We start from the raw sequence: 21,862 nt of genomic DNA, 5'->3' as shown, positions 1-21,862 counted from the left end.
GCGAGTCGACATCGGTCGGCCTCGATTCGTCGTCCACCGAGGTGCGCTGACACGTGTGGATCACCGCGGGTTGCCCAGAGTAGCGGTTGGCCGGACATCCCCTCGCGCAGACGGCGTGCGGGTCGGGGACTTGTGCGCCGGCCGGGTCAGGCGAGTTGGGTGATGGTGATGTCGGCGGGTCCGCTGGTGCCGGTGACCCCGTCGGGGGTGAAGCACTGCGCGGGGGTGGTGTTGAGCAGGGCCGCGGTCATCACGACGGCCGCGCCGGTGAACCTGCCCGCGGTCACCGTGCCCTGGTAGACCACGACGACTTCGTTGGCCGGGCGCAGCACCACGAGTCCGACTGCGGCCACGGTGGTGGTCTCGCCGGTGTTCCAGGTGATGGTCACGGTGATCGAGACGCCGCCCCCGAGGCAGGACACCAGGCCGTTCGCCGTGATCGCGAACCCGCCGGAGGTGATGGCGGGTGATCCGGTGGAGGCACAGGAGCCGTAGTCCGCGCTGGAGGTGATCGAGACGACCCTGGGTTGCGCGGTCACCCCCGGCTGGTAGGTGTTGGCGCCGCTGCCCACGCATGACAGCAACTCGGTGTCCGCGGCTTGGGCCACGGGCGCGGCGGCCACCACCCCGAACGCGGCCAGCATCGCGACGACGACGCTCGCGAAGGATCGCCGCACCGCCGGTAACAGCCCTCTGATCCCGATCGTCTGCATCGGAGCACTCCCCACCCTCGGAACTTGAACGGATCACACTGTAATCGCGCGCCGGGATGCCGATCGGGCGAAATTCGACGGCGGTTCATCGCCTGGGCGTGGTGCCGGTGTCCGCCAGTTCGAGCTGTTGCGCGTGAGAGACGCGTCTGCTTGCCGGGAGCCGATCTTTACTGCTTTACTATGTTACTAGTAAAGCAGGAGGAGGGTCTCGTGTTCGTCTTCCGGATCGACAACCGCTCGGGTGTGCCGCCCTATCTCCAACTCGTCCAGCAGGTGCGTCAAGCCGCGTTGCTGGGCTTCCTGCGGCAGGGCGACCGACTGCCGTTGATCCGCGAGGTGGTCGAGAGCTTGGCGATCAACCCGAACACGGTCGCCAAGGCGTACCGGCAGTTGGAGCAGGAAGGTCTCGTCACCGGGCGCCCCGGGCAGGGCACGTTCGTCAACGAGACGCCCACCGCGGGGATCCCCGCCACGACGTACACCTCGTTGCGGCGTGGCCTGGAGAGCTGGTTGAACCGGGCCCACGCCGCCGGGCTGGACGAGCAGGCGGTCAACGCGCTTTTCACCGCCGTGGTCAACCGAGCGAAGAATGAGAACATCGCATGACGACAACCGAGTACGCGCTGCGAACCGACGGGTTGGGCAAGCGCTACCGCCGGGCGTGGGCGCTGCGCGACTGCACCCTGTCCGTGCCGGCCGGCCGGGTGATCGCTCTGGTCGGCCCCAACGGTGCGGGCAAGAGCACGCTGCTGCGCCTGGTGGTGGGGTTGCTCGCGCCGACGTCCGGAACCGTGGAGGTGCTCGGCCAGTCCCCGGCCACCAACACCCCGCAGGTGCTGTCGCGCATCGGTTTCCTCGCCCAGGAGCACCCGCTCTACAAGCACTTCACCGTCGCGGACCTGCTCCGCATGGGCCGCTCCTGCAACCTGCGCTTCGACCAGGGCCTCGCCGAACGGCGGCTGGCGCAACTGGACATCCCGCTGGACCGCAAGGCCGGCGCCCTCTCCGGCGGCCAACAAGCCCAGGTGGCACTGGCGTTGGCGTTGGCCAAGCGGCCGGATCTGCTCGTCCTGGACGAGCCGATGGCCAGCCTCGACCCCGTCGCCCGACTCGAATTCCTCCGGGCACTGATGGGCGCGGTCGCCGCCGACGGTATGACCGTGCTGTTCTCGTCCCACGTCGTGCCCGAGTTGGAACGGGTCTGCGACCACCTGATCGTGCTCGACCACAGCCGGGTCGCGCTCGCCGGGGACATCGAGACCCTGTTGGCAGAGCACCGACTGCTCGTCGGTCCGCGCACGACCGCCGATCTCGACAGGGCGGGCACGGTCGTCGAGGCGTCCCACAGCGACCGGCACACCACGCTGCTGGTGCGCGACGGCGGCGGGCCGACCGCGCCCGGGTGGCAGGCCGACCCGATCGGGCTCGAAGACCTGGTGCTGGCCTACCTGCGCCGCCCGACCCGGCACGACGCCGAGGTCCCGGCCGTCTCCGAGGTGTCGGCATGACGTGGCTGACCTGGCGGCAACACCGCGCCGAAGTGTTCACGCTTGCCCTGCTGGTGGCGGTGATCGGCCTCTTCCTGCTCGTGGCCGGGTCGTCGATGCGCTCCCTGTTCCCCGACGGACCCGCGGCCTGCGCGGGCGGGCTGACCGACGGTTCCGACGCGTGCTCGACCGCTATCAGGCGGTTGAACGAGGAGCACGGGTACGCGTCCAAGATGCTGACCTTGTTCAACCTGGTGCCGTTCCTGATCGGCGCGTTCCTCGGCGCACCGTTGGTGGCCCGCGAACTGGAAGCCGGCACCTGGCAGTTCGCGTGGACCCAGGCGGTGCCGAGGATGCGCTGGCTGGCGGTCAAACTGGGTGCCCTGGGCGCGCTGACCGCGGTGCTCGCCGGCGCGCTCACGGCGTCGATCACCTGGTACCGGCAGCCGTTGGACGTGCTCAACAGCCGGTTCACCACCGACGCGTTCGACCTGGAAGGGCTCGTTCCGGCGGGGTACGCGCTGTTCTCGTTCGCCGCCGCCACGGTGGCGGGCGCGTTGCTGCGGCGCAGCCTGCCCGCGTTCGCGGTCGCGCTCGGCGCCTACCTCGCCGTCCGCGTCGTCGTGGCGGGGTGGTTGCGCCCGAACGTCCAAGCGCCGCGGAGCATCATGGAACGCGTGGCCGCCGACGACCCGACCCTCGACCCCGGAGGTTCCCGGCTGTCGACAGGCGACCGCGCCGACTGGATCCTCGCGTCGGGCTACGCGGACCCGTCGGGCCGTCACCTCTCGGTCTACGAGGCCGTGGAGATGGACGTCGCGGCACGAGGCGCCGGAGTGGATTTCAGCGCGTACCTGCACGAGCGCGGCATCCAGCAATGGGTCCTGTACCAACCGGCTGATCGCTTCTGGACGTTCCAACTCGTCGAGGCGGCCATCTTCGTCGGCCTCGCGGCAGCCCTGCTGGCACTCGTCGCATGGCGGATCAAACGCCGCGTTTTCTGAGCGCGGACCCGGCGTCACGGACTATCGCCGCAGGTGGACGCGGGGTGGGTGCGCGTTTGAGACCGGTCTCAAGACGTGCGCGATAGCCTGCCGTCGCCTGAAAGGAGCCTGCGTGACGAACGGGAATTTTCGGCCCCATCCGTTGCCGGCGGGCACCCCCAGCCTGGCGCGTGGGGTGCCGGACATGCCGACGGGCACCATCTTCGCGCTGGCGGCGGACGGTGGGTTCGTCGTGCCGCCCCAGGAGCAGGAGTTCGTCCTCCGCTTCGGGCGGAGCAGGGACGACGTGCACGTGCCCATCGGCGTCACCGATCCCTACGTCAGCCGGTCGCACGGGACGGTGGTCGGTGACGGCCGGGAGTGGTGGATCCACAACAACAAGGGCAGCCTGCCGCTTCAGCTTCCCGGCGATCTCCTGCTGCTCGCCGGTCAGGAGATGGCCCTCGCGCCCGGCTACACCCCGCTGTTCATCTGTTCCTCGAAGCACCGGGCACACCTGCTGGAGTTGCATGTCGTCGGTGCCGGGACGGCAGGCTCCGAAGGCGGAGAGCACGAGCGGACGAAGCCCCCTGAGGTCTACGACCTGAGCCCGGAGGAACGGCTGGTGCTCACCGCGCTGGCCCAGCGGTACCTGCGGCAGGACCGCTACGCCCAGCCGGTGTCGTGGAAACAGGTGGCCGAGGACCTCAACGAACTGGACGACGGCAGGCGGTGGACGCAGAACAAGGCGGCGCACACCGTCAACGCCGTGCGCAAGCGGCTCGCCGCGGGCCCGGATCCGGTTCCCGGCCTCCGGCGCGAGGACGGCGTCGGCGAGCCGGTGGGCAACGCGTTGAACCACAACCTGATCCTGGCGCTGCTGCGGACCAGCACGCTGGTGCCGTCCGACCTGAACGTGTTCGGCGATGCGGATGAGTGAGCCGGCGCCGATGTGGCGGAAAGGCGAGGTGGTCGACGACCGCTACGCGGTGACGGCGGTGCACGAACAGGGCGGGATGGGTGTGGTGTACCGGGTCCGGCACTTGGGGTGGAACATCGATCTCGCGGTGAAGTGTCCTCGGCCGGAGCTGTTCGACAGTTCGGCTAGCAGGCAGCGGTTCGTCGACGAGGCGGAGACCTGGGTGTCGCTCGGGCTGCACCCGCAGGTGTGCCATTGCTACTACGTGCGCGTGCTCGGAGGTGTGCCGCGGGTGTTCGCGGAGTACGTCCCCGGCGGCAGCCTGTACGACTGGATCGCGGACCGGCGGCTATACGAGGGCGAGGCGCCCGAGGTGCTGGGTCGGATCCTGGACATCGCGATCCAGACCGCGTGGGGCATCGACCACGCGCACGGCCACGGCCTGGTGCACCGGGACGTCAAGCCCGCCAACGTGCTGCTCGACGACGACGGTACCGCCAAGATCACCGACTTCGGACTGGCCCGGGCCAGGGACCTGGCCCTGACCGGCCCCACCTCCGCTCCGGGCGCCAGTATCCCGGTCCCCGGGGGCGGCGGGTTGACCCCGCGGTACGCCTCGCCCGAGCAAGCGGACGGGGTGCCGGTGGGCCGGCGCACCGACATCTACAGCTTCGCGGTGTCGGTGCTGGAGATGTGCGTCGGCAGGGCCACCTGGAAGTACGGACCCACCGCGGGCATCGCGCTGGCGGGCTACCGCGCGGGCGTCGTGCCCGGCGCGGTCGTCCTCCCGCGGGCTCTCGGCGACCTGCTCGAACGGTGCTTGCGCGAGCGCCCCGCCGGCCGGCCCGGCACCATGTCCGACGTCGCCGCCGAACTGGTCGACACCTACCGGGCCGTCACCGGCCGGCCGTACCCCCGGCGTGCGCCGGTCATGGCCGACCTGCTCGCCGACGAACTGAACAACCGGGCGTTGTCGCTGCTCGACCTCGGCCGTCCGGTGGAGGCGGAGGCTGCGTTCGAGCAGGCCTTGGCGGCCGATCCGCAGCACACCCGGGCCGTCTTCAACGCCGGGCTCGCGCAGTGGCGCAGGGGCGAGATCACCGACGACGAGCTGGTCACCGGGATGGAGGCGTTCCGCGCGCACACCGGCGACCACTGGGAGGTGCGGCTCGCGCTCGCCCGGATCCACCTGGAACGCGGCGACCTCGGCGCCGCCCGCGTGCTCCTCGACGAGTTGGCCGGGCAGCGGTCGCGGGAACCCGAGGTGCTCGCGACGCTGCGCGTGGTCGAGTCCGGAGAGGTCGCCGACGCCGGCCTCGTGCACGAACGGCGGGTGCCCTGGCGCCAGGACGGGTACGTGGTCCCGCTCGCCGTCACCCCCGACGGCGGGTTCATGCTGACCGCGGAGCGGGACGGCAGGATCCGGCTCTACAACGTGGCGACCGGGCAGTGCGTCCACACCGTCGGGGCGCGGCACGGCCAGGTGCACGCGGTCGACCTGACCCCGGACGGACGGTTCGCTGCCGCCGTCTACGAGGACGGGGCCCTGTGGTTCTGGGACCTGGCCGGGCCGCACGGCCGCCGCCTGAGCACCGGTGGCCGTGGCACGGTTCGGCTCACCCCGGACGGGCGCAGCCTGGTCCACAAGAGCCCGGACGGCGGGCTCCGCGTCCTGCGCACCGACCGCGACCGGCACCTGACGCTCGACGAGTCCGCGGGCGACGGGCCCATCGAGGTGAGCGCCGACGGCCGCCGAGCGCTGTCGGTCGGCCGGCACTCGGAAGGCTCGCACACGTCCGTCGTGCGGGTGTGGGACCTGGAGAGCGGCTCGTGCGAGCGCGAGCTGACCGTACCCGGGTTCATGGTGACCGCCCTGTGTTTCAGCGCGGACGGCGGTTTCGCGGCCACTGCTTCCTACGAGAAACCCGTCCACGTATGGGATCTGGCCGACGGGCGGCTCGCGCACGTCCTGGCGAGCGAGTCGACGCCGGACACCCTGTCGATGAGCGGGCACTTCCTGTTGTCCGGCAGCAAGTACGACAGCGCCATCCAGTTGTGGGAGCTGGGTGGCGGCCGGTGCCTGCGCACCTTCCAGGCCCACCGGAACAGCACCACCGTGGTGCACGTCGACGGCCGGTTCGCGCTCTCGGCGGGCCAGGACGGGACCGTCCGGCGGTGGCGACTGCCCGGTGACCACCGTGGCACGGCGTTGCTGAGCCGGCCACGTCCGCACGGCGAGCTGAACGAACGGGGCAACCGGGTCGACGCCCTGCTCGCCGACGCGGAGGCGGCGATGGCGGCCGACCGCTTGCCCGCGGCGCTCGAACTGCTGCGTCAGGCACGCGCGGTCGACGGGTACGAGCGGGCGTCGCGGGTCATGACGGCTTGGTGGGCACTCGGCCGCCGCGCTGTGCGCACAGGACTCCGAGCGGCCTGGTCGTCCACCCCGTTCGCGGGGAGCACGGCGGTGCACGCGGTGGACCTGACCGGTGACGGACGGCTCGCGGTGTCCGGCGACGGCGACGGGACGATCCGGTTGTGGGACACCCGGTCCGGCACCTGTCTGCGGGAGCTGCGCGGGCACCGCGGTGAGGTCGGGTCGGTCTGCCTGAGCGCCGAGGGGCGATGGGTGCTGTCGTCGAGCCGGGACGGCACGATCCGGCTGTGGGAGACCGGCAGCGCGACCTGCTTGCGCGTCCTGACCGCGACGCGGTGGTCGGTGGGCGAGTCGCTGCCGGTGCGGTTCAGCGCCGACGGAAGGCATGCCGTGGTGGGTATCGGCCGGCTGCCCTTGTGGGACCCGGGAACCGGCGGCCTGATCCGGGAGCTGGCGGTACCGGACGGCAGCAGCACCGCAGACCTGGGTGTCGGTTACGACGACCTGGCCGTGGGTGACGACGGCCGGCTGGCCGTGACGACGACGTATTCCGGGCTGCGGCTGTGGGATCTGCGCAGCGGGCGGGTCACCCGTGACCTGCCGAGCGGCTTCGGGTGGAGAGCGGGACGGGTGTCGCTCAGCGCGGACGGCCGTCTCGCGTTGACCGGCGGCCAGGACGGCCTCCGACTGTGGGACATCACGACCGGAGACGTCATCTGGACCGTCGACGGGCCGGAGACCAGGCTCAACGCGGTCCGGATGACCGCGGACGGGCGGTTCGCGGTCACGTGCGGCATCTGGTCGTACCCGGTGGTGCGGGACGTCCGCACCGGACGACCCCTGCGGGTGCTCGACGGTCACGAGCGCGGCGTGCGCGATTTCACGCTGACGCCGGACGGCCGTTTCCTGCTGACCGCCAACCACGACGGCTTGCGCCTGTGGGAACTCGACTGGGAACTCGACGCGCGCGAGGCCACCGACTGGGACGACGGCGCGACCCCGTTCCTCGAAGCGTTCCTGCACCGGCACGGTCCACAGTGGACGAGCTCCGATCTCGACGCGCTGCTGCGCCGGCTCCAAGACGTCGGCTACGGCCGGTTGCGCGCCGACGGCGTGCGGGCTCGGCTCAAGCGCATGACGACCTGACACACCAACGAGTTCACCGCCCCGACCACACAGGGAGAGACCGAGGCGATGTCCATCTTCCGGCAGAGCAAACCGACCGCGTCCGAGGACTGCACCAAGCACAGCCCGTGCCGCGAGTTGCTGGCGATACCCGCCGCGCAGCGCGACTCTCTGTTCCGCCTGATCATCGCCCGGACCGCGGACCTCGGCCCGGACGCGATCACCATCTACCTCAACGACGAGTTCGCCGCGCTCCTGGTGGCGATGGGGCCGGGCGAGTCCGGCAGGCACCAGCGGGCGTTCCCCGTCCTCGGCCACCTGGCGGCCCGGTGGGGCATCGCCCACCAGGAGCTGCTCTTCCGCGCGATGGACAACATGCGCGGCGACAACGTGTCGGTCCAGACCTACGACCAGCCCGAGAGCTCGCCGCTGCACATCGTCGTCGACCAGGGCGTGTCGGGCGTCGCCCAGCTGGTACGGCTGGAGGAGCTGCTGGGCACCGACCTCCCGTACGGAGCGCTCATCGGCATCCCGCGCGAGCACCAGATCGTCGCGGTGCCGATCCGAAAGCACCGCGACATCAACACCATGCAGCCGCTGCTGAAGCTCGTCCACCAGGTCGGCTCACAGGCCTCCGACCGGCTCAGCCTGGACGTGTTCTGGTACCACAAGGGCCGTCTGCATCCGTTGCACGCCGATGGGAACAACGGAGAACTGGATCGGATATTCCCGCCGGACGAGTTCTTCCAGCTCGTGGAACATCTGCGGGGCACCTGACACGGCCCCTCGGGTCAGCAGTGAACGCGGTGGAGCCCTCCTCACCGACCGCCCGGGCACGTCCTTCGCATCGCCGCACAAGCCGCCTCCCTCGCCGGCGCGACGGACGTGGAGCGGCCGGTCTCAGGGTTCGGTCCCGGCGCGGCGCCATTCGCTTGGTGTGATGCCGTACGCGGCGCGAAAACGGCGGGTGAAGTGGGTGGGGTCGCCGAATCCCCATCGGCGGGCGATCGTGGCGATGGTGCGGCTGCGGTCGGTTCGTCGGATGAGGTCCTCGCGGGCGCCTCGGAGTCGTTCGCTGATGATCCACTGTTCCAGGCTGAAGCCGGCTTGCGCGCAGATCTTGTAGAGGTGGCGCAGCGAGGCGTTGTGCGCCGAGGAACAGGGCCTGGGCCTCCCAACTGTCGGAGTTCAACGGCCAGCCGTGGCTGAGCACGACCGGGCGACCCGCGCCCCAGTCCTGTAGAAGATCCGCGTGCCGTCCGAGGTTGTGATGTGGGTCAACGTGGTTCCCTTCGAGTCGAGCGGGCCGTGTCCCGGCCACACCGGCGACGATCCCGGGAACCCTTCGTCCCTCGAATCCCGCAGCCGCGTAGTGCGCGCCGCGCGCCTGCGCGATCACGTAGCCGAACGGCCAAGGCGCGAGTTCGTACCGTTCGCCGTATTGGAGAAACCATTACCCAGCGCTGTCTCTCCCTTGGGCTGTTGCTTCCACACGTCACACGAAAGTGGAACGCGACAACGTCACCAACTACAGGGAGACACCAATGCGCAACGTCGGACGTGTTCGTTTCGGAGCCGTCGCCATCGCGTCGGCCGCCGTCCTCGCGCTCACCGCGTGTGGCACCGCCGCCGGGAACGACAAGCCGGCCGCCGCGCCCGCCGCCACGCCCGCCGCCGCCGTGCTGAGCGAGCAGGAGATCGGGGCGCTGTTCGACACCTGGAACCAGGCGCTGGCCACCGGCGACCCCGGGAAGGTCGCCGACCTCTACGCCCCCGACGGGGTGCTGCTGCCCACGCTGTCCAACAACGTCCGCTCCGACCGGGCCGAGATCGTCGACTACTTCGAGCACTTCCTCGCGAACAAGCCCAGCGGCCGGATCCTGGAGCGCCACGTGAAGGTGCTCGGCCCGAACGCCGCGATCGACGCCGGCATCTACCGGTTCACCCTCGGCAAGGACGGCAGCACGGTCGACGCCCGCTATACCTACGCCTACGAGCGGGTCGACGGCAAGTGGCTGATCGTCAACCACCACTCCTCCGCCATGCCCGAGAAGCCCTGACCCACCCGGCGCGCAGCACGATCCGGACGCACAACCCGCCGCCGATCGGCGGCGGGCAGACCCGGGCCCCGGTCGACCACCTCGAGCACCGCCTTCGGGCCTTCGCGCCTGGTGAGGACGCCCAACCGGTGGCCCTGGTGGACGGCCCGCGACACCTGTTCGGCGCGCCCGCGCTCCTACCGCACACCTCTCAACCGCACGTCGGTTGCCGTCAACACCGTCCGGAGATCAGCGGACCTCCCCGAGACCATTGCGCCGAGAACCGCAGGGTCTTCGCCAGCGGTCACCTCCCGGTCGGACGCCACGTCCTGCTGCCCGACAGGCAGGCGGGTCCGGTGACCGACCTCGACGACGATGCCGTCACGGCCATCGCCAACGACCAGGACGACGCCGTCCGCAGCTACCTGGTGGCCCACCGGAGGTCGCCGTACGGCATGCAGGCCGCCACGACTTTCCTGCGTTTCGTCGTGGACGACCACACGCTCTTCGTCGAGTGCGACCGGACGGTGTTGCCGCCGCTGTTGCGCGAGTTGCGCATGCAGGAACGGACGTCGGACCGCTTCGGGTTCCGCGACTTCACAGACGCGGAGGTGCTCACGTCGTCGGTCGGGTGGATCGGCACCTTCTTCAGCGCTCCGTTCAGGCTGATCCACAGCCTGTCCCTCAAAGCGCGCACCAACCTCTCCCACCGCCGTGAAGCCCGTGTCGTTCGGAGGGCGCTGTTGCACGACTACGGCGTCGACGTCACCATCCGGGAACTGGCCGCCTCCGGTCCGTTCGACAACAGCCTCCAGCTCACCGATCTCGACCGGGACCTGAAAGTCGTGGAGCGTCACGTCCTGGAGGCGCTCATCGCTTTCCTCGACGACCGCGGCGTGGACTCCAGCGAGTTGCACAGCAGGCAGACGGCGATCCTCAACCAGGGCGTCATCCAGACCGGCGGTACGAGCAACATCGGCGCGCTCGCAGTCGGAGATCGAGCCAAGGCGAGCACCCGCGACGACCAGGAAAGGACGACACGCTGATGAACAAGGGTTTCCAGGTACACGGCGGCAACGTCACCATCGGCACCGCTGTCGTCGGCGACGACGCGCACGCGGAGGTCGAGGAGATCCACATCGGTAGCCCTTCCGACGTGGCCACCGCAACGGGCTCGCCGGGCTCATCGACCAACGACCTGTCCGGTACCGCCGGGAGCGTGGTACAGGCCCGCAACGTCGGCACGGTCACCGTCCACTCACCTCCCGGCGAGCAGGCTTGACGGGAGCTCCTTCGACGAGGCGCGCGCCCCTGACAGATACTCGACGTCACCGCCGACCACGGGTCAGAGCCACTCGTCTTGCAGTCCCGTCCTCGGCGCCGGAAGCCCGCGAGTGCAGCGGTTGACCAGGGTCTGGTCGGTTTCGGACCAGGCGACGTAGTCGTGGGAGCGGGCGATGGTGGTCGGTTTGAGCGCCGGCGCCTTGTCGTCCGTCCAGTGAGGGTACGTCGACGGCAAAGGTCCACCGTCCGTGCCGGGCGCCGAGTTTGCTTGCCGGTGGCCTCACGAGCGTCTGCCGTATGCGACCACAGGCCGTATCGCCGCAGGCCGGCACTGATCGCACTTGTCGCGAAGACAAGGGCGGCCGGTTGAGCGTGAACCGAATGCCCCGTTGGGGCGGACCTAAAGCGGTTGACGTGGTCGGCCGGAATATTCTGGGTTATTGCGAATCCTGGTCTCGGGTTCACCCGGTCGGATGTGTCTCTGTTACCGGTTTTCCGCTTCAATGGCACGGCGTCGCTGGATCGTCGGCGACGCTGCCGACTCGACGTCCGGGGGGATTTTCATGCTGCCTGTGGGGGATTTCTGATCTTGTAACCCTTGGTGTTGGACGCAAGCAATCGTCCGAGCGGCCTCGGGTACTTCGTACTGTGCCGTCCTGGCATGTATCGGCTGATTTGGCATGTGCTGTCGCCGATTCGGTCAGCTCCTTCATGTCCGGATTTGTGTTGCGCGTTGTTCGCGTACTGATCGGATTCGGTTTGGGGGAGTGGTGACGGAAATCGGCGTGACGTGGACGAGCCGGGTTCGCTGGTTGGCGTCGGTGTGCGTGTTGTTGGTGGCGGCGAGTTTGTTGCAGCCGGTGACGTGGGCGCGCGCGGCGGCGGGCGAGGTGCCCGGGGTGACCGCGGGAGCGGGGCCGGTGGACAGACCGGCGCCCGCGTCGGCGCGTCCGGATGAGGCGGTGCCGCCGGAGCAGTGGCCACCGGAGGTCCCGGCAGGCGTCAAGGCCGGCGGGGAGCCGGTGCGGTTGTCGGCTGAGGACTGGGCGCGGGTGCGCAAACCCGGTGAAGCCGGAGCAGCGGACGAGGAGATCTTCGCCGGGGTTGTGACGCGTCCCGGGTTCGCGCTGGGCGACACCTCCTTGATGGCCTACTTCGACGTGCGGGACGACGCTCGGGCCTGGTCGTCCTGGCGTGCCAGGGTCTTCGAGAAGTCGACGGGCACCGAGCAGGTCTCGGCGGTGTTGCCGCGGTCGGAGTTGCAGACCCCGTGTGGCGCGGTGCGGCAGTTCTGCCGCACGTTCGGCGTGCTCGAAGGGTGGGTGCTCGACCCGGGCAAGGAGTACTTCGTCACGCTGGCGGCCATCCTGGACGAGGGTGGCGAGGTCGTCTCCGCACCTGGGCCGGACACCCGCCCGCGCACGACGATCATGCCGCCCGAGATCCCGGTCGAGCAGACGTCCGGCTGCGGTTGTGGCACGGCGTTGAGCCTGACCGGCGTGCGGCAGGCGTTCCGCGGTGACGGGGTGAACACGGCGACCGGGGCGTTCACCCGCGTCGAGCCGGACTTGGCGATGGCGTCGTTCGGTGTGCCGTTCTCCTCGACGCGGGTCTACTCCTCGACCCTGACCGTCGCGGGCCTGTTCGGGCCGGGCTGGGCGTGGTCGTACGGGATGCGGGTCACGGAGACCGATCAGGGCGCGATCGTGCTGGCGGACGACGGCGCGAGCGTGCTGTACCGCCTCGTGGACGGTGCCTACAAGCGTCCGGCGGGTGTGCGCTCGACACTGCGCAAGACCGACACAGGGTGGGAACTGGTCACCCGGAGCCAGTTGAAGTACGGCTTCGACGGTGAAGGCCGCCTGGTGTCCATCCGCACACCGCGCGGGATCGGCGTGACCCTCGCCTACAGCGACACGGAGATCACGATCACCGACCCGTCGGGTCGGGTGGTGCGTGCGCGTGTCGAAGGTGGTCTGATCCGTTCGATCACCCTGCCCGACCACCGCAAGGTCCAGTACGAGTACGACCAGGCCGGTCGGCTCGCGGTGTACAAGGACGCCCGCGCCGGGCAATGGCGGTACGGCTACTCGGCCGAGGGTCGGCTGACCGAGGTCGTGGACCCGCAACCGCACCGCACCACGCTGGTCCGCAACGAGTACGACGCCTCCGGGCGGATGGCGCGCCAGTTCGACGCGCTGGGCAACGGCACGAAGTTCGAGTGGAACGCCGACCGGCAGGAGGCGATCACCACCGACGCGGACGACGTGGTGGTCCGCGACGGCTACCGCGGCAACGTGCTGGTCCACACCAGGCGCGGCGCGGGTGACACCGACAACCACCGCTACGACGGCTCGCTCAACCGCAACCTGCTGGTCAACGGCAACCACAACCAGCACGAGAGCGAGCACGACGCCAACGGCAACCCGACCAGGCGCGTTGCGCCACAGGGCTTCGACGAGAAGACGAAGTACGACGAGCGCAACAACCCGATCGAGTTCGTCGACGCCAACGGCCAGGTCTGGAAGAACACCTACAACGAGTTCAACGAACTCGTCCGCAGCACCGACGCCGAGAACAACTCGATCAGCCACACCTACGACGAGCGGGGCCTGCGCACCACCACGACCGACCAGCGCGACAAGGTCACCCGCTACGAGCACATCCCACCGGGGCAGCCCAACTCCGGTCTGCTCGAAGCGGTGATCTCGCCGGAAGGACGTCGCACCGAGGCCCGCTACGACCTCACCGGCCGCCGGACCGCCTCGACCGATCCGCGTGGAACGGCGCCGGGCGCCGATCGGCGGGCGTTCACCACCGATTACCGCTTCGACCCGCAGGACCGCGTGGTCGAGGTGTCCGAGCCGGGCAAGCGGCACCTGTGGCGCACGAACTACGACGAGGTCGGACGCGTCAGCAGCACCGTCAACCCCGAGCACGTGAAGGTCGAGTACCGCTACCTCGACAACGGCCGCCTGGCCTCGGTCACCGACCCGCGCAAGACCACTTCGGTCACCTACACCAACGCCGGGCGCCGCGCCGCCGTGCGCATCGAGATGGGCCACGGCGAAACCGACATCGTCACCGCCTACCGCTACAACGCCAAGGGCCTGCTGCACCAGACGATCTCGCCGCGCGGCAACGTGCCGGGTGCGAACGCGGCCGACTTCACCACCACGTACCGCTACGACGCCAACGACAACCTCGTGCGCATCTCACGCCCGTACCCGAACGGGCAGATCGTGCACAAGGACGTCAAGGTAGACGATCTGGACCGCACGACGTCCACAGTGGACGAGTTCAACAAGCCCTCCAGCTTCCAGCGGGACAACACCGGTCAGGTCACCGAGACCACCGACACCCTCAACCGCAAGCTGTCGATGGGCTACGACCGCAACGGCCGCCAGACCTCCACCACCGACGCCGGCCGCAACACCACGAAGACCACGTACGACAAGGCCGGCAACAAGGTCCGCCAGGAGAACGCCACCGGCGGCGTCACCACCTGGACCTACACCGACGACGGACTGCTCGCCGGCGTCACCGAGCCGCGCGGCAACATCGAGGGCGCCGACCGCGAGCGGTTCACCACCCACTTCGAGTACGACCTGGCGGGCAACCGCACCAAGGTCGTCGACCCGCTCGACCACACCACCGTCTCGACCTACGACGCCAACAACCGGCTCACGTCGGTCACGGACGCCAACAACCACACCACCCACTACAGCTACCGGGAGGACAACCAGATCGAGAGCGTCCACGCTCCCGACGCCCGATACCACCCGCACGCGCCGCACAACGACGCCACCGTCTACAGCTACCACGCCGACGGCCTGCTGGCGGCCATCCGCGATCCCAACCACCACGTCCGCCGCATCGACTACGACCGCGCCGGCCGCCCCACCAGCACCACCGACCCGCTCGGTCGCCGCGTCGAAGCGACCTACGACGTCGAGAACAACCTCATCTCCGCGATCACCCGCGGCGAGCACGAACGTCTCAGCGACGCTGAACGCGCCAAGCGCACCATCGTCGACACCTACGACATCGTCGGCCGCCGCACCGATCGTGCTCTGGGCGACGGCGGGCCGAAGTACAAGTGGGGTTACGACGCCAAGGACCGCATCACCTCCTACGGCGACCCCCTCGGCGTGCGCAACGTGGACTACGACGACGAGGACCAGATCACCAAGATCACCCGCGCGGAGGCCGGGCGCAGCGATACCTTCGAGTACCACCACGACGTGCGCGGCAACATCACCGGCCGCGACTACCCCGACGGCACCCGCGTCACCAGCGGTTACGACGCCGACAGCCGCATGACCGAGCTCACCGTCTCCGGTGGCGCCGCCGGCACCAGGGCCGCCACCTGGCGGTTCGGCTACGACGTCGCCGGCCGCCGCACCAGCACCACCCTGCCCCCGCCCACCGGCCTGGTCGAGCGACGCACCTACGACGACGCGGGCCGCCTGACCGCCATCGGCACCGAACGCACACCGGGCACCGGTCCACCGGCAGACGTGCAGGACCCCGTCTCTGCTTACCGTCTCGACCTCGACCCGGTCGGCAACCCGATCAAGGTCACCACCACCCGCGGCGGGGTGTCCGAGGCGGTTTCCTACGCCTACGACCCGGCCGACCGCGTCACCTCCGCCTGCTACGCCGCCACCAGCTGCGACCAGCACGCCGCCAACGCCGGCCGCATCGACTACACCTACGACCTGGTCGGCAACCGCCTGACCCAGAAGCGCACCGGCAACGCCGGCAGCGACACCACCCGCTACCACTACGACGCCGCCGACCAGCTCACCAAGCGCGTCGTCACGCAGAAGCACACCGGCAACCGCCCCGACGGCGAGACCAACGGGTGGCCCAGCACGGTCACCCACTACGACTACGACCTCAACGGCAACCAGACCAAGGCCGGTCGCGACACCTCCACCTACAACCTCGACAACACCCTGGCCACCGCGACCACCGGCGGTCGCACCACGGCGTTCGCCTACGACGCCACCGGCCTGCGCCTGACCGCCACCTCCGGCGAAGGCGCGACCGCCACCACGCAGCGCTGGACCTGGGACGTCAACGGCACCCTGCCCCAGATCGCCCTCGACACCACCACCAACGCCACCGGCGCCACCACCGAGCGCCGCGGATTCACCTACGGCCCCGACGACGAACCTCTGGCCCTGCTCGACCCCGCCACCGGCGCCCACGCCTACACCCACGACTGGCTCGGCGGCGTGGCCAACATGCTCAGCCCCAACGGCGTCCCCGAAGCGGGCTACGACTACGACCCCTTCGGCAGCCCCCGCCAAGGCGAAACCCTCGAACCGGGCGACCCGACCGGCCCCGCCAACCCGCTGAAGTACACCGGCGCCTACCAGGACTCGACGTCGGGCGAGGGCAACTACTACCTCCGGGCCCGCAACTACAACCCCGACACAGGCAGGTTCACCAGCACCGACCCGATGCCCCAACCGGGGCCCGCGATCTCCGCCTACGCCTACGCCGAGAACAACCCGCTCTCCTACACCGACCCCACCGGCGCGGTAGTGGACGCGGGCGGCGGCAGCGGCTCACCCTCCGAGACAGGGGCTACGCAACCGACCGGCCCCAGCCCCGAGGACATCGCCAAGGCGCAGCAGATCCAGAGCAAGAGCCTGCTCGACGTCATCCTCGAGGCCGGCGGCCAGATCCTCATGGAGTTCCTGGGGATCAACGACATCATCAACTGCCTCAAGGGCGACATCGGCGCCTGCGTCTCGATGGTCATCGGCGCCCTGCCCTGGGGCAAGATCTTCAAGGCCAAGAAGATCGCCGAAGCCATCTTCCGCGCCGGCAAGGCCGTCGTCACCTTCTTCCAGGAGATCAAGTGGGCCCGCGCCATCATCCAGGGCGCGGAGAAAGCCGCCGAAGCGGCCAAGGCAGCCGCCGCGGCAGCGGCCAAGGCCGCGGCGGAGAAGGCGGCCAAGGCGCGGGCGGTAGCGGAGGAGGCGGCCAAGAAGGCCGCGGCGAAGGCGGCCGAGCGCGCCAAAGCGGTTGCCGCCAAGGCGAAAGCGGCGACCAAGAAGAAGGCGGACAACGCCGACGGCGCCTGCCCGGTGCGCCGGAAGTCGAAGCACAGCTTCGCGGCGGGCACACTGGTGCTGCTGGGCGACGGCTCCCGCGTGCCGATCGAGCGCGTCGAGCCGGGTGACGTCGTCCTCGCCGTCGATCCCACGACCGGGTGGAGTGGGGCGCGAAGCGTCGTCCGAACCATCCGCACCAGTCATGACAAGGACTACGTCGACCTCGGCGTCCGCGAAGGCGGCGGCGCGTCGCACACCGTCACCACCACCGCCGATCACCCCTTCTGGTCGGTGACCGCGGGCCGGTGGGTCGAGGCGGGCGAGCTCCGGTCGGGTGACCTGCTCCGCACCCCGACGGGGACGCGTGCGGAGGTCACCGGCGCCCGACCGCACCACAACCGCCAACTCACCTTCGACCTGACGGTCGACGGCATCCACACGTACCACATCGTCGTCGGCACCTCGGGCGTGCTGGTCCACAACGACGGGGAGCCCAGCGACGACCTGCTCGACTACGCCGACGTCAACGTCGGTCGAACGAACGTGGCGTGCGAGGTGACGGCCAGGGACGGGGCCAAGGGTTACGGCATCAGCCAACGCAGGTCCTTGGACGACCTGACCCCCGAAGTGCGCACGGCGACCCAGATCACCGGGCACCACCGCGGCTGCGGTGAGATCGGCGCCCTGTGCGACCTGGAGAGCCGAGGCCACTCGATCTACGGGAGCACGCCGCAGTCGGTAGACGTCCAAGGCGGCAGCGAGGGGTACGGTTGGGACCGCCACGGCGCCCCGCGTGAACCGTGCCCGGCGTGTCGGGACCTGTTCGAGTACTTGAACCAATGACGTACACACCGGCGGAGGACGCTCGAAGTGCACCTCGATGACTCCTCGTCACTCGTCGACGAGATCAGGTCGACGGTGGCGCGGCGTTGGACCGAGCCGTTGTTCCGCCCCCCGGGGTACCTCCGGGCGCCCCGGGGGCGGAGGTTCGGCGACGTGCTGTCCGATGAGCGGATCGCGATCTTCGAGACCGTGCACGGCGTCGAGATCCCCGAGGGCTACCGGGCGTTCCTGACCGAGGTGGGTGACGGCGGGTTGGGTCCCGGATACGGCTTGTGCCCCTTGAGCACCTGGCGGAGTGTCGAACTGCCCGGGAACCTGGCCGAGGTGGAACTGGACGGACGGGTGCACCGAGGCCTGCGGGTGGTGGAGTGGGGAGGCACCGAGGCCACGGTGCTCCTCGTCACCGGCCCCAACCGGGGCAGGCTGGTGGATCGCCGGGAAGCCGGTGTCGGAAGTCCGCCGGAGTTGCGCCCTGAACCGGATTTCCCGCACTGGTACCTCGGCTGGGCCCAGTCGGCGAATGCTTCCGTTGCCGCGCCGCGATCCGAAGAAGCACTGCTCGCGCTGCTGTCGAGCGCTGACGAAGCGGAGCGGGCTCTGGCCGTGTACGAGCTGGGCGCCCTGGAAAACCCGTCCCGGGAAAGCGTTCGGCTGATCGAGATGTCGGCCTTGGTGGACCCTGCGTCGAACGTTCGCTACCAAGCGGTTCAGGTGCTTGGTGAGTTCGGCGCGCGGTCGGTGGACGTGTTGTTGAAGGCGTTGCGGGACGAGAAGCGCTCGATCAGTCGGCGAGCACTGGTCCACATCATGCGGCTGGCCGGTGCCTCCGGTGCGTGGCAGGAGGCAGTGCGGATCATGCGCTCGGGTACTGACCGTGTGGGGATGCAGATCGCTGACGACCTGGAAGCTCGACGTGTTGCGGGAATGGTGATACCCGGCGGGTGATGGATGGTGATCAAGCTCGAGCACGGTGCCGTCGGTCGCTGACCCGACACGCGGGTCAGCACGCCTGGTCGGAGGGACCTTCGGTGAGCGCGTCGGCGGGTTGTGGTCGGCCGTAGAGGTATCCCTGGGCATGTGTGCAGCCCGCCAGCCGCAGCCAGTCGGCTTGCTCCCGGTGTTCGACGCCTTCCGCGACGGTACGGGCGCCCAGGGTGTCGGCGAGGCCCAGGACGCAGCGAACGACGCCGGCCGCGCGTGCGTTGTGGCGCAGTTCGGCGGTGAACGACCGGTCGACCTTGATCACGTCGAACGGGTGCCTCAGCAGGTAGCCCAGGGAGGAGAAGCCGGTCCCGAAGTCGTCGAGCGCGACTCGCACGCCGAGCCCCCGCAGGTCCGTCAGGGTGTCGAGGGCGTTCTCGTCGGCCCAGGCGGACTCGGTGACCTCCAGGGTCAACGCGGCGGGAGGCAACCCGACGCGGCTGACCAGGTCGGACACGGCCGCGGTGAAGCCGGGGTCCCACAGCTGCTTGGTGGACACGTTGACCGTGACTCCCCACGAGCGCCCCTCGGCGTGCCACCGCGCCGCCTGCTCGCACGCGGTGGTGAGCACGTGGTGTCCTAAAGGGACGATGACGCCGGTCTTCTCGGCCGTCTCGACGAACTCGCCGGGACTCACCAGCCCGTAGCCGGGGCGTTGCCACCGGACCAGGGCTTCCGTGCCGGTGACCTCGCCCGTGCCGAGCTCCACGATCGGCTGGTAGTGGACGACGAACTGGCCGTCCGCGAGTGCGGTCAGCAGCTCGGCCGCCGCGCCGGACCGTTGGGTGCCGAGCGGGCGTGTCCGACGAACCGGTGTGTCGAGTGGGGAACGCATCGGCGGCACGATGGGGCCACCGGCGGCCGGTGCGTCGCCGCTGTCCGGGGCTTCCCGTTCGGTGGCGGTGAGCAGGAGGTAGTCGGGGCCTTCGGACCGCTCCACGGTGATCGAGCGCAGTTCCAGGTGGCCGGTCGTGCCGTCGTCTCGGATGATCGGGATCTCGTAGCCCTCGCCACCGCGGTGGTCGCGCGACAAGCCCGGCAACGTCGTGACCGTGCCGTCGCGCAGCAGCGGAAGCGCACGTCGGTTGTACAGCTGCGGGGTGCCGGTGTGGTCGAGGAGGAGCAGTCCGATCGGGCTGGCCTCCAGCACAGCCGCTGCCGCCCGGCGTTCGTCCTCGGCGCGCAGAGCCGCCGTCCGTGCCAGCCGCCCCGAGTGGACCATCGCGTGCAGGGCCATCGAACCGATCACCAGGCCGACCAGCGGTAGCAGAGCAGCCGAGATCGCGCCGATGTCGAATGCGGCGGTTCCACCCCACAGCCGGGACGACAGCACGATCCCGGTGCCGATCAGATACCCCAGCACCACGCCCACGGCTTTCACCGGCAGGCGTTCACCGCTGTGCACCAGGGTTCGGCGCACGGTCGTGCCGAAGACGAATCCCAGCGTCCTCTGCGGATCGGGCAGAGCAAGGCACGCGACCGCGGCGCAGACGCCTTCCACCACGGCCACCCACCACCGGTCGTTGCCGCCGCGAACCCACGAGCCCATGACGACCACCGCGAGCACGGCGGCTGCCGGCCCGAGCGGACCCGCGGTGACCGACTGGACGACCAGGCCGATCGCGCCCAGCCAGGCGAAGACCAGCGTGAGCCGCTGCACCTGCGACATGCGGTCGGGAGCGGTCCGCGGCGTCGACGGTTTCCAGCGGAGTACCGAGCGGGTCAGCACGGCCACGCTCCTCGGGGGAAGTGCATTCGAATCGCCGGGAACGCACTATTCTGGCGGGCCGGTATTCTGACAACCGCCGTTTGGGCTATTGCTGGTTCGTGAAGACGCTATCGGGCGGCGGCTGCCCGGATTCGATACGTTCTTTGTGCGGTGTGCGGTGTGCGGCGTACTGAGCGTCGGAGAATTGAAAGGGTTTTCACTTTCGTTGCCCGGTAGCGGGGCGACAGGGTGCCGCCGGTGCTCGGCCATGTCGTAGAGTCTCCAGCCACAGGGTGTTCAGCAGCGCAGCATCCCACTCACGACGGACCGGTCCGACGGCCGGCGACGGGGAGGGTGCTCGTGGTCGAATCGGTGCTGACCTTGGCTCAAGACCTGGTCGAGCTGTCCCGGCTGGTCGAGGACGACGACGTCGAAGCGGTCACCGGACGTTTCCTCGACCGGCTGGTCCGGACCGTGCCGGACTGCGACCACGCGATGATCACCGTGGCGGGTCGCGACGGCGCCGGCGAGACCGTGGCCTCCAGGCTCGGAGCCACGGTGGAAGACGGAACGCACACCGCCTTGGAGATTTCGGCGGCGGATCCGGTCGGTGAGGCGCTGCGGTTCCGGGAACCCCGCCGGATCGTGGACACCGAAACCGAAAGCCGCTGGACCGCGTTCACCGGGGCCTTGGCGGTGCGGGGGTACCGATCCGCCTTGGTGCTGCCGGTGCCCACCGAACATTCGCCGGCGGCGGTGCTGACCCTGTTGTCCCGAAAACCGCATCGGTTCGACGACAGCGGCTACGACGTCGTGCTCCTGTTGACCTTGCACGCCGGCGTCGCTTTCGACAACGTCCACGTCTACCACGACAGCCGCAAACTGGTCGACAACCTGACCGCCGCACTGCACAGCAGGCATGTCATCGGCCAGGCTCAAGGCATCCTCATGCACCGCTTCGACATCGACGTCGAGAAGGCGTTCGCGGTGCTGCGAAGAGCGTCCCAGCACGGCAACGCCAAACTGCGGGACGTGGCACGCGAGCTCGTCGCCGCCCAGGAAGCAGGAGACCTGACCAGCACCCTCATCCGACACGGCATCCTCGACGCCGACCACTGACACCCACCGGCTGCCTTGATCGTCCAGGGCCCGTGGTGCCGACCCCGTGCGATGCTCCTCCGGGTGCAGCAGGTCGGACAACGCCGTCCCCGTCGGCGCGCAGCCACCGCGCGCGCCACGGCCTCGTCCAACGCGGCTCGCGTGCGCGGGCACCGCAGCGCTTCGAGGTCGGCCACGGTCACGCTGCGGACCCGGACACCGACCACTTCCGCT

15 protein-coding genes are annotated in these 21,862 nt (G+C 69.7%); 12 read left to right on the top strand and 3 right to left on the bottom strand.

The window, feature by feature from the left end; genetic code table 11:
- Positions 1 to 146 precede the first annotated feature (146 nt).
- Positions 147 to 713: a hypothetical protein gene (locus WBN91_RS00580; protein ID WP_337721873.1), complete on the bottom strand. Its 567-nt coding sequence runs from the start codon at positions 711 to 713 to the stop codon at positions 147 to 149.
- Positions 714 to 923: 210 nt separating this feature from the next.
- Here WBN91_RS00580 and WBN91_RS00575 point away from each other — a divergent pair, with 210 nt between their 5' ends.
- From WBN91_RS00575 to WBN91_RS00550, 6 genes are all read left to right on the top strand, one after another.
- The gene (locus tag WBN91_RS00575) at positions 924 to 1,319 is read left to right on the top strand and encodes a GntR family transcriptional regulator (RefSeq protein WP_337721872.1); all 396 of its coding nucleotides are present in this window, start codon (positions 924 to 926) and stop codon (positions 1,317 to 1,319) included.
- Positions 1,316 to 2,221: an ABC transporter ATP-binding protein gene (locus WBN91_RS00570; protein ID WP_337721871.1), complete on the top strand. Its 906-nt coding sequence runs from the start codon at positions 1,316 to 1,318 to the stop codon at positions 2,219 to 2,221. The genes WBN91_RS00575 and WBN91_RS00570 overlap by 4 nt, the downstream gene beginning before the upstream one ends.
- Positions 2,218 to 3,204 carry a hypothetical protein gene (locus WBN91_RS00565; RefSeq protein ID WP_337721870.1) on the top strand — a complete coding sequence of 329 codons (987 nt, stop codon included), beginning with the start codon at positions 2,218 to 2,220 and terminating at the stop codon, positions 3,202 to 3,204. The genes WBN91_RS00570 and WBN91_RS00565 overlap by 4 nt, the downstream gene beginning before the upstream one ends.
- 184 nt (positions 3,205 to 3,388) lie before the next feature.
- Entirely contained in the window at positions 3,389 to 4,123 is a 735-nt protein-coding gene (locus WBN91_RS00560) for an FHA domain-containing protein (protein ID WP_337721869.1), read from the top strand.
- A complete protein-coding gene (locus WBN91_RS00555) occupies positions 4,116 to 7,625 on the top strand; it encodes a protein kinase domain-containing protein (protein WP_337721868.1) in 3,510 nt (1,169 codons plus the stop codon). Before WBN91_RS00560 ends, WBN91_RS00555 begins: the two co-directional genes overlap by 8 nt.
- 48 nt (positions 7,626 to 7,673) lie before the next feature.
- The gene (locus WBN91_RS00550; protein WP_337721867.1) at positions 7,674 to 8,381 is read left to right on the top strand and encodes a hypothetical protein; all 708 of its coding nucleotides are present in this window, start codon (positions 7,674 to 7,676) and stop codon (positions 8,379 to 8,381) included.
- Positions 8,382 to 8,504: 123 nt separating this feature from the next.
- Here the strand turns inward: WBN91_RS00550 and WBN91_RS00545 are convergent, their stop codons facing one another.
- Positions 8,505 to 8,699: a helix-turn-helix domain-containing protein gene (locus tag WBN91_RS00545; RefSeq protein WP_443217637.1), complete on the bottom strand. Its 195-nt coding sequence runs from the start codon at positions 8,697 to 8,699 to the stop codon at positions 8,505 to 8,507.
- A gap of 449 nt (positions 8,700 to 9,148) precedes the next feature.
- Between WBN91_RS00545 and WBN91_RS00540 the strand changes: the two genes are divergently transcribed.
- The 5 genes from WBN91_RS00540 to WBN91_RS00520 all read left to right on the top strand — a co-directional run bounded on the left by WBN91_RS00540 (position 9,149) and on the right by WBN91_RS00520 (position 18,786).
- Positions 9,149 to 9,664 carry an SgcJ/EcaC family oxidoreductase gene (locus WBN91_RS00540; protein WP_337721866.1) on the top strand — a complete coding sequence of 172 codons (516 nt, stop codon included), beginning with the start codon at positions 9,149 to 9,151 and terminating at the stop codon, positions 9,662 to 9,664.
- Between the two features lie 335 nt (positions 9,665 to 9,999).
- Positions 10,000 to 10,689, top strand: coding sequence for a hypothetical protein (locus WBN91_RS00535; protein WP_337721865.1), 690 nt, complete (start codon positions 10,000 to 10,002; stop codon positions 10,687 to 10,689).
- The gene (locus WBN91_RS00530; protein ID WP_337721864.1) at positions 10,689 to 10,925 is read left to right on the top strand and encodes a hypothetical protein; all 237 of its coding nucleotides are present in this window, start codon (positions 10,689 to 10,691) and stop codon (positions 10,923 to 10,925) included. The genes WBN91_RS00535 and WBN91_RS00530 overlap by 1 nt, the downstream gene beginning before the upstream one ends.
- A gap of 772 nt (positions 10,926 to 11,697) precedes the next feature.
- Positions 11,698 to 17,841, top strand: a complete 6,144-nt coding sequence (locus WBN91_RS00525; RefSeq protein ID WP_337721863.1) for an RHS repeat-associated core domain-containing protein — start codon at positions 11,698 to 11,700, stop codon at positions 17,839 to 17,841.
- Between the two features lie 153 nt (positions 17,842 to 17,994).
- The gene (locus WBN91_RS00520; protein ID WP_337721862.1) at positions 17,995 to 18,786 is read left to right on the top strand and encodes a HEAT repeat domain-containing protein; all 792 of its coding nucleotides are present in this window, start codon (positions 17,995 to 17,997) and stop codon (positions 18,784 to 18,786) included.
- 55 nt (positions 18,787 to 18,841) lie between these two features.
- Here WBN91_RS00520 and WBN91_RS00515 read toward each other — a convergent pair whose 3' ends face one another.
- Positions 18,842 to 20,551: an EAL domain-containing protein gene (locus WBN91_RS00515; protein WP_337721861.1), complete on the bottom strand. Its 1,710-nt coding sequence runs from the start codon at positions 20,549 to 20,551 to the stop codon at positions 18,842 to 18,844.
- A gap of 339 nt (positions 20,552 to 20,890) precedes the next feature.
- Between WBN91_RS00515 and WBN91_RS00510 the strand changes: the two genes are divergently transcribed.
- The gene (locus WBN91_RS00510; RefSeq protein WP_337721860.1) at positions 20,891 to 21,649 is read left to right on the top strand and encodes a GAF and ANTAR domain-containing protein; all 759 of its coding nucleotides are present in this window, start codon (positions 20,891 to 20,893) and stop codon (positions 21,647 to 21,649) included.
- The last annotated feature ends 213 nt before the right edge of the window (positions 21,650 to 21,862 follow it).

The organism is Saccharothrix sp. CCNWYY140 (assembly GCF_037401995.1).
In the GTDB taxonomy this organism is placed as follows: Bacteria; Actinomycetota; Actinomycetes; order Mycobacteriales; family Pseudonocardiaceae; genus Actinosynnema.
Note: the sequence above shows the minus strand (reverse complement) of the source record. Positions and strands in the feature narration are given on the sequence as shown.

Excerpts from the sequence above, each read along its gene's own strand:
- WBN91_RS00580 (WP_337721873.1), bottom strand. The coding sequence starts at position 713 with ATGCAGACGATCGGGATCAGAGGGCTGTTACCGGCGGTGCGGCGATCC.
- WBN91_RS00570 (WP_337721871.1), top strand. The coding sequence starts at position 1,316 with ATGACGACAACCGAGTACGCGCTGCGAACCGACGGGTTGGGCAAGCGC.
- WBN91_RS00565 (WP_337721870.1), top strand. The coding sequence starts at position 2,218 with ATGACGTGGCTGACCTGGCGGCAACACCGCGCCGAAGTGTTCACGCTT.
- WBN91_RS00560 (WP_337721869.1), top strand. The coding sequence starts at position 3,389 with ATGCCGACGGGCACCATCTTCGCGCTGGCGGCGGACGGTGGGTTCGTC.
- WBN91_RS00555 (WP_337721868.1), top strand. The coding sequence starts at position 4,116 with ATGAGTGAGCCGGCGCCGATGTGGCGGAAAGGCGAGGTGGTCGACGAC.
- WBN91_RS00550 (WP_337721867.1), top strand. The coding sequence starts at position 7,674 with ATGTCCATCTTCCGGCAGAGCAAACCGACCGCGTCCGAGGACTGCACC.
- WBN91_RS00540 (WP_337721866.1), top strand. The coding sequence starts at position 9,149 with ATGCGCAACGTCGGACGTGTTCGTTTCGGAGCCGTCGCCATCGCGTCG.
- WBN91_RS00530 (WP_337721864.1), top strand. The coding sequence starts at position 10,689 with ATGAACAAGGGTTTCCAGGTACACGGCGGCAACGTCACCATCGGCACC.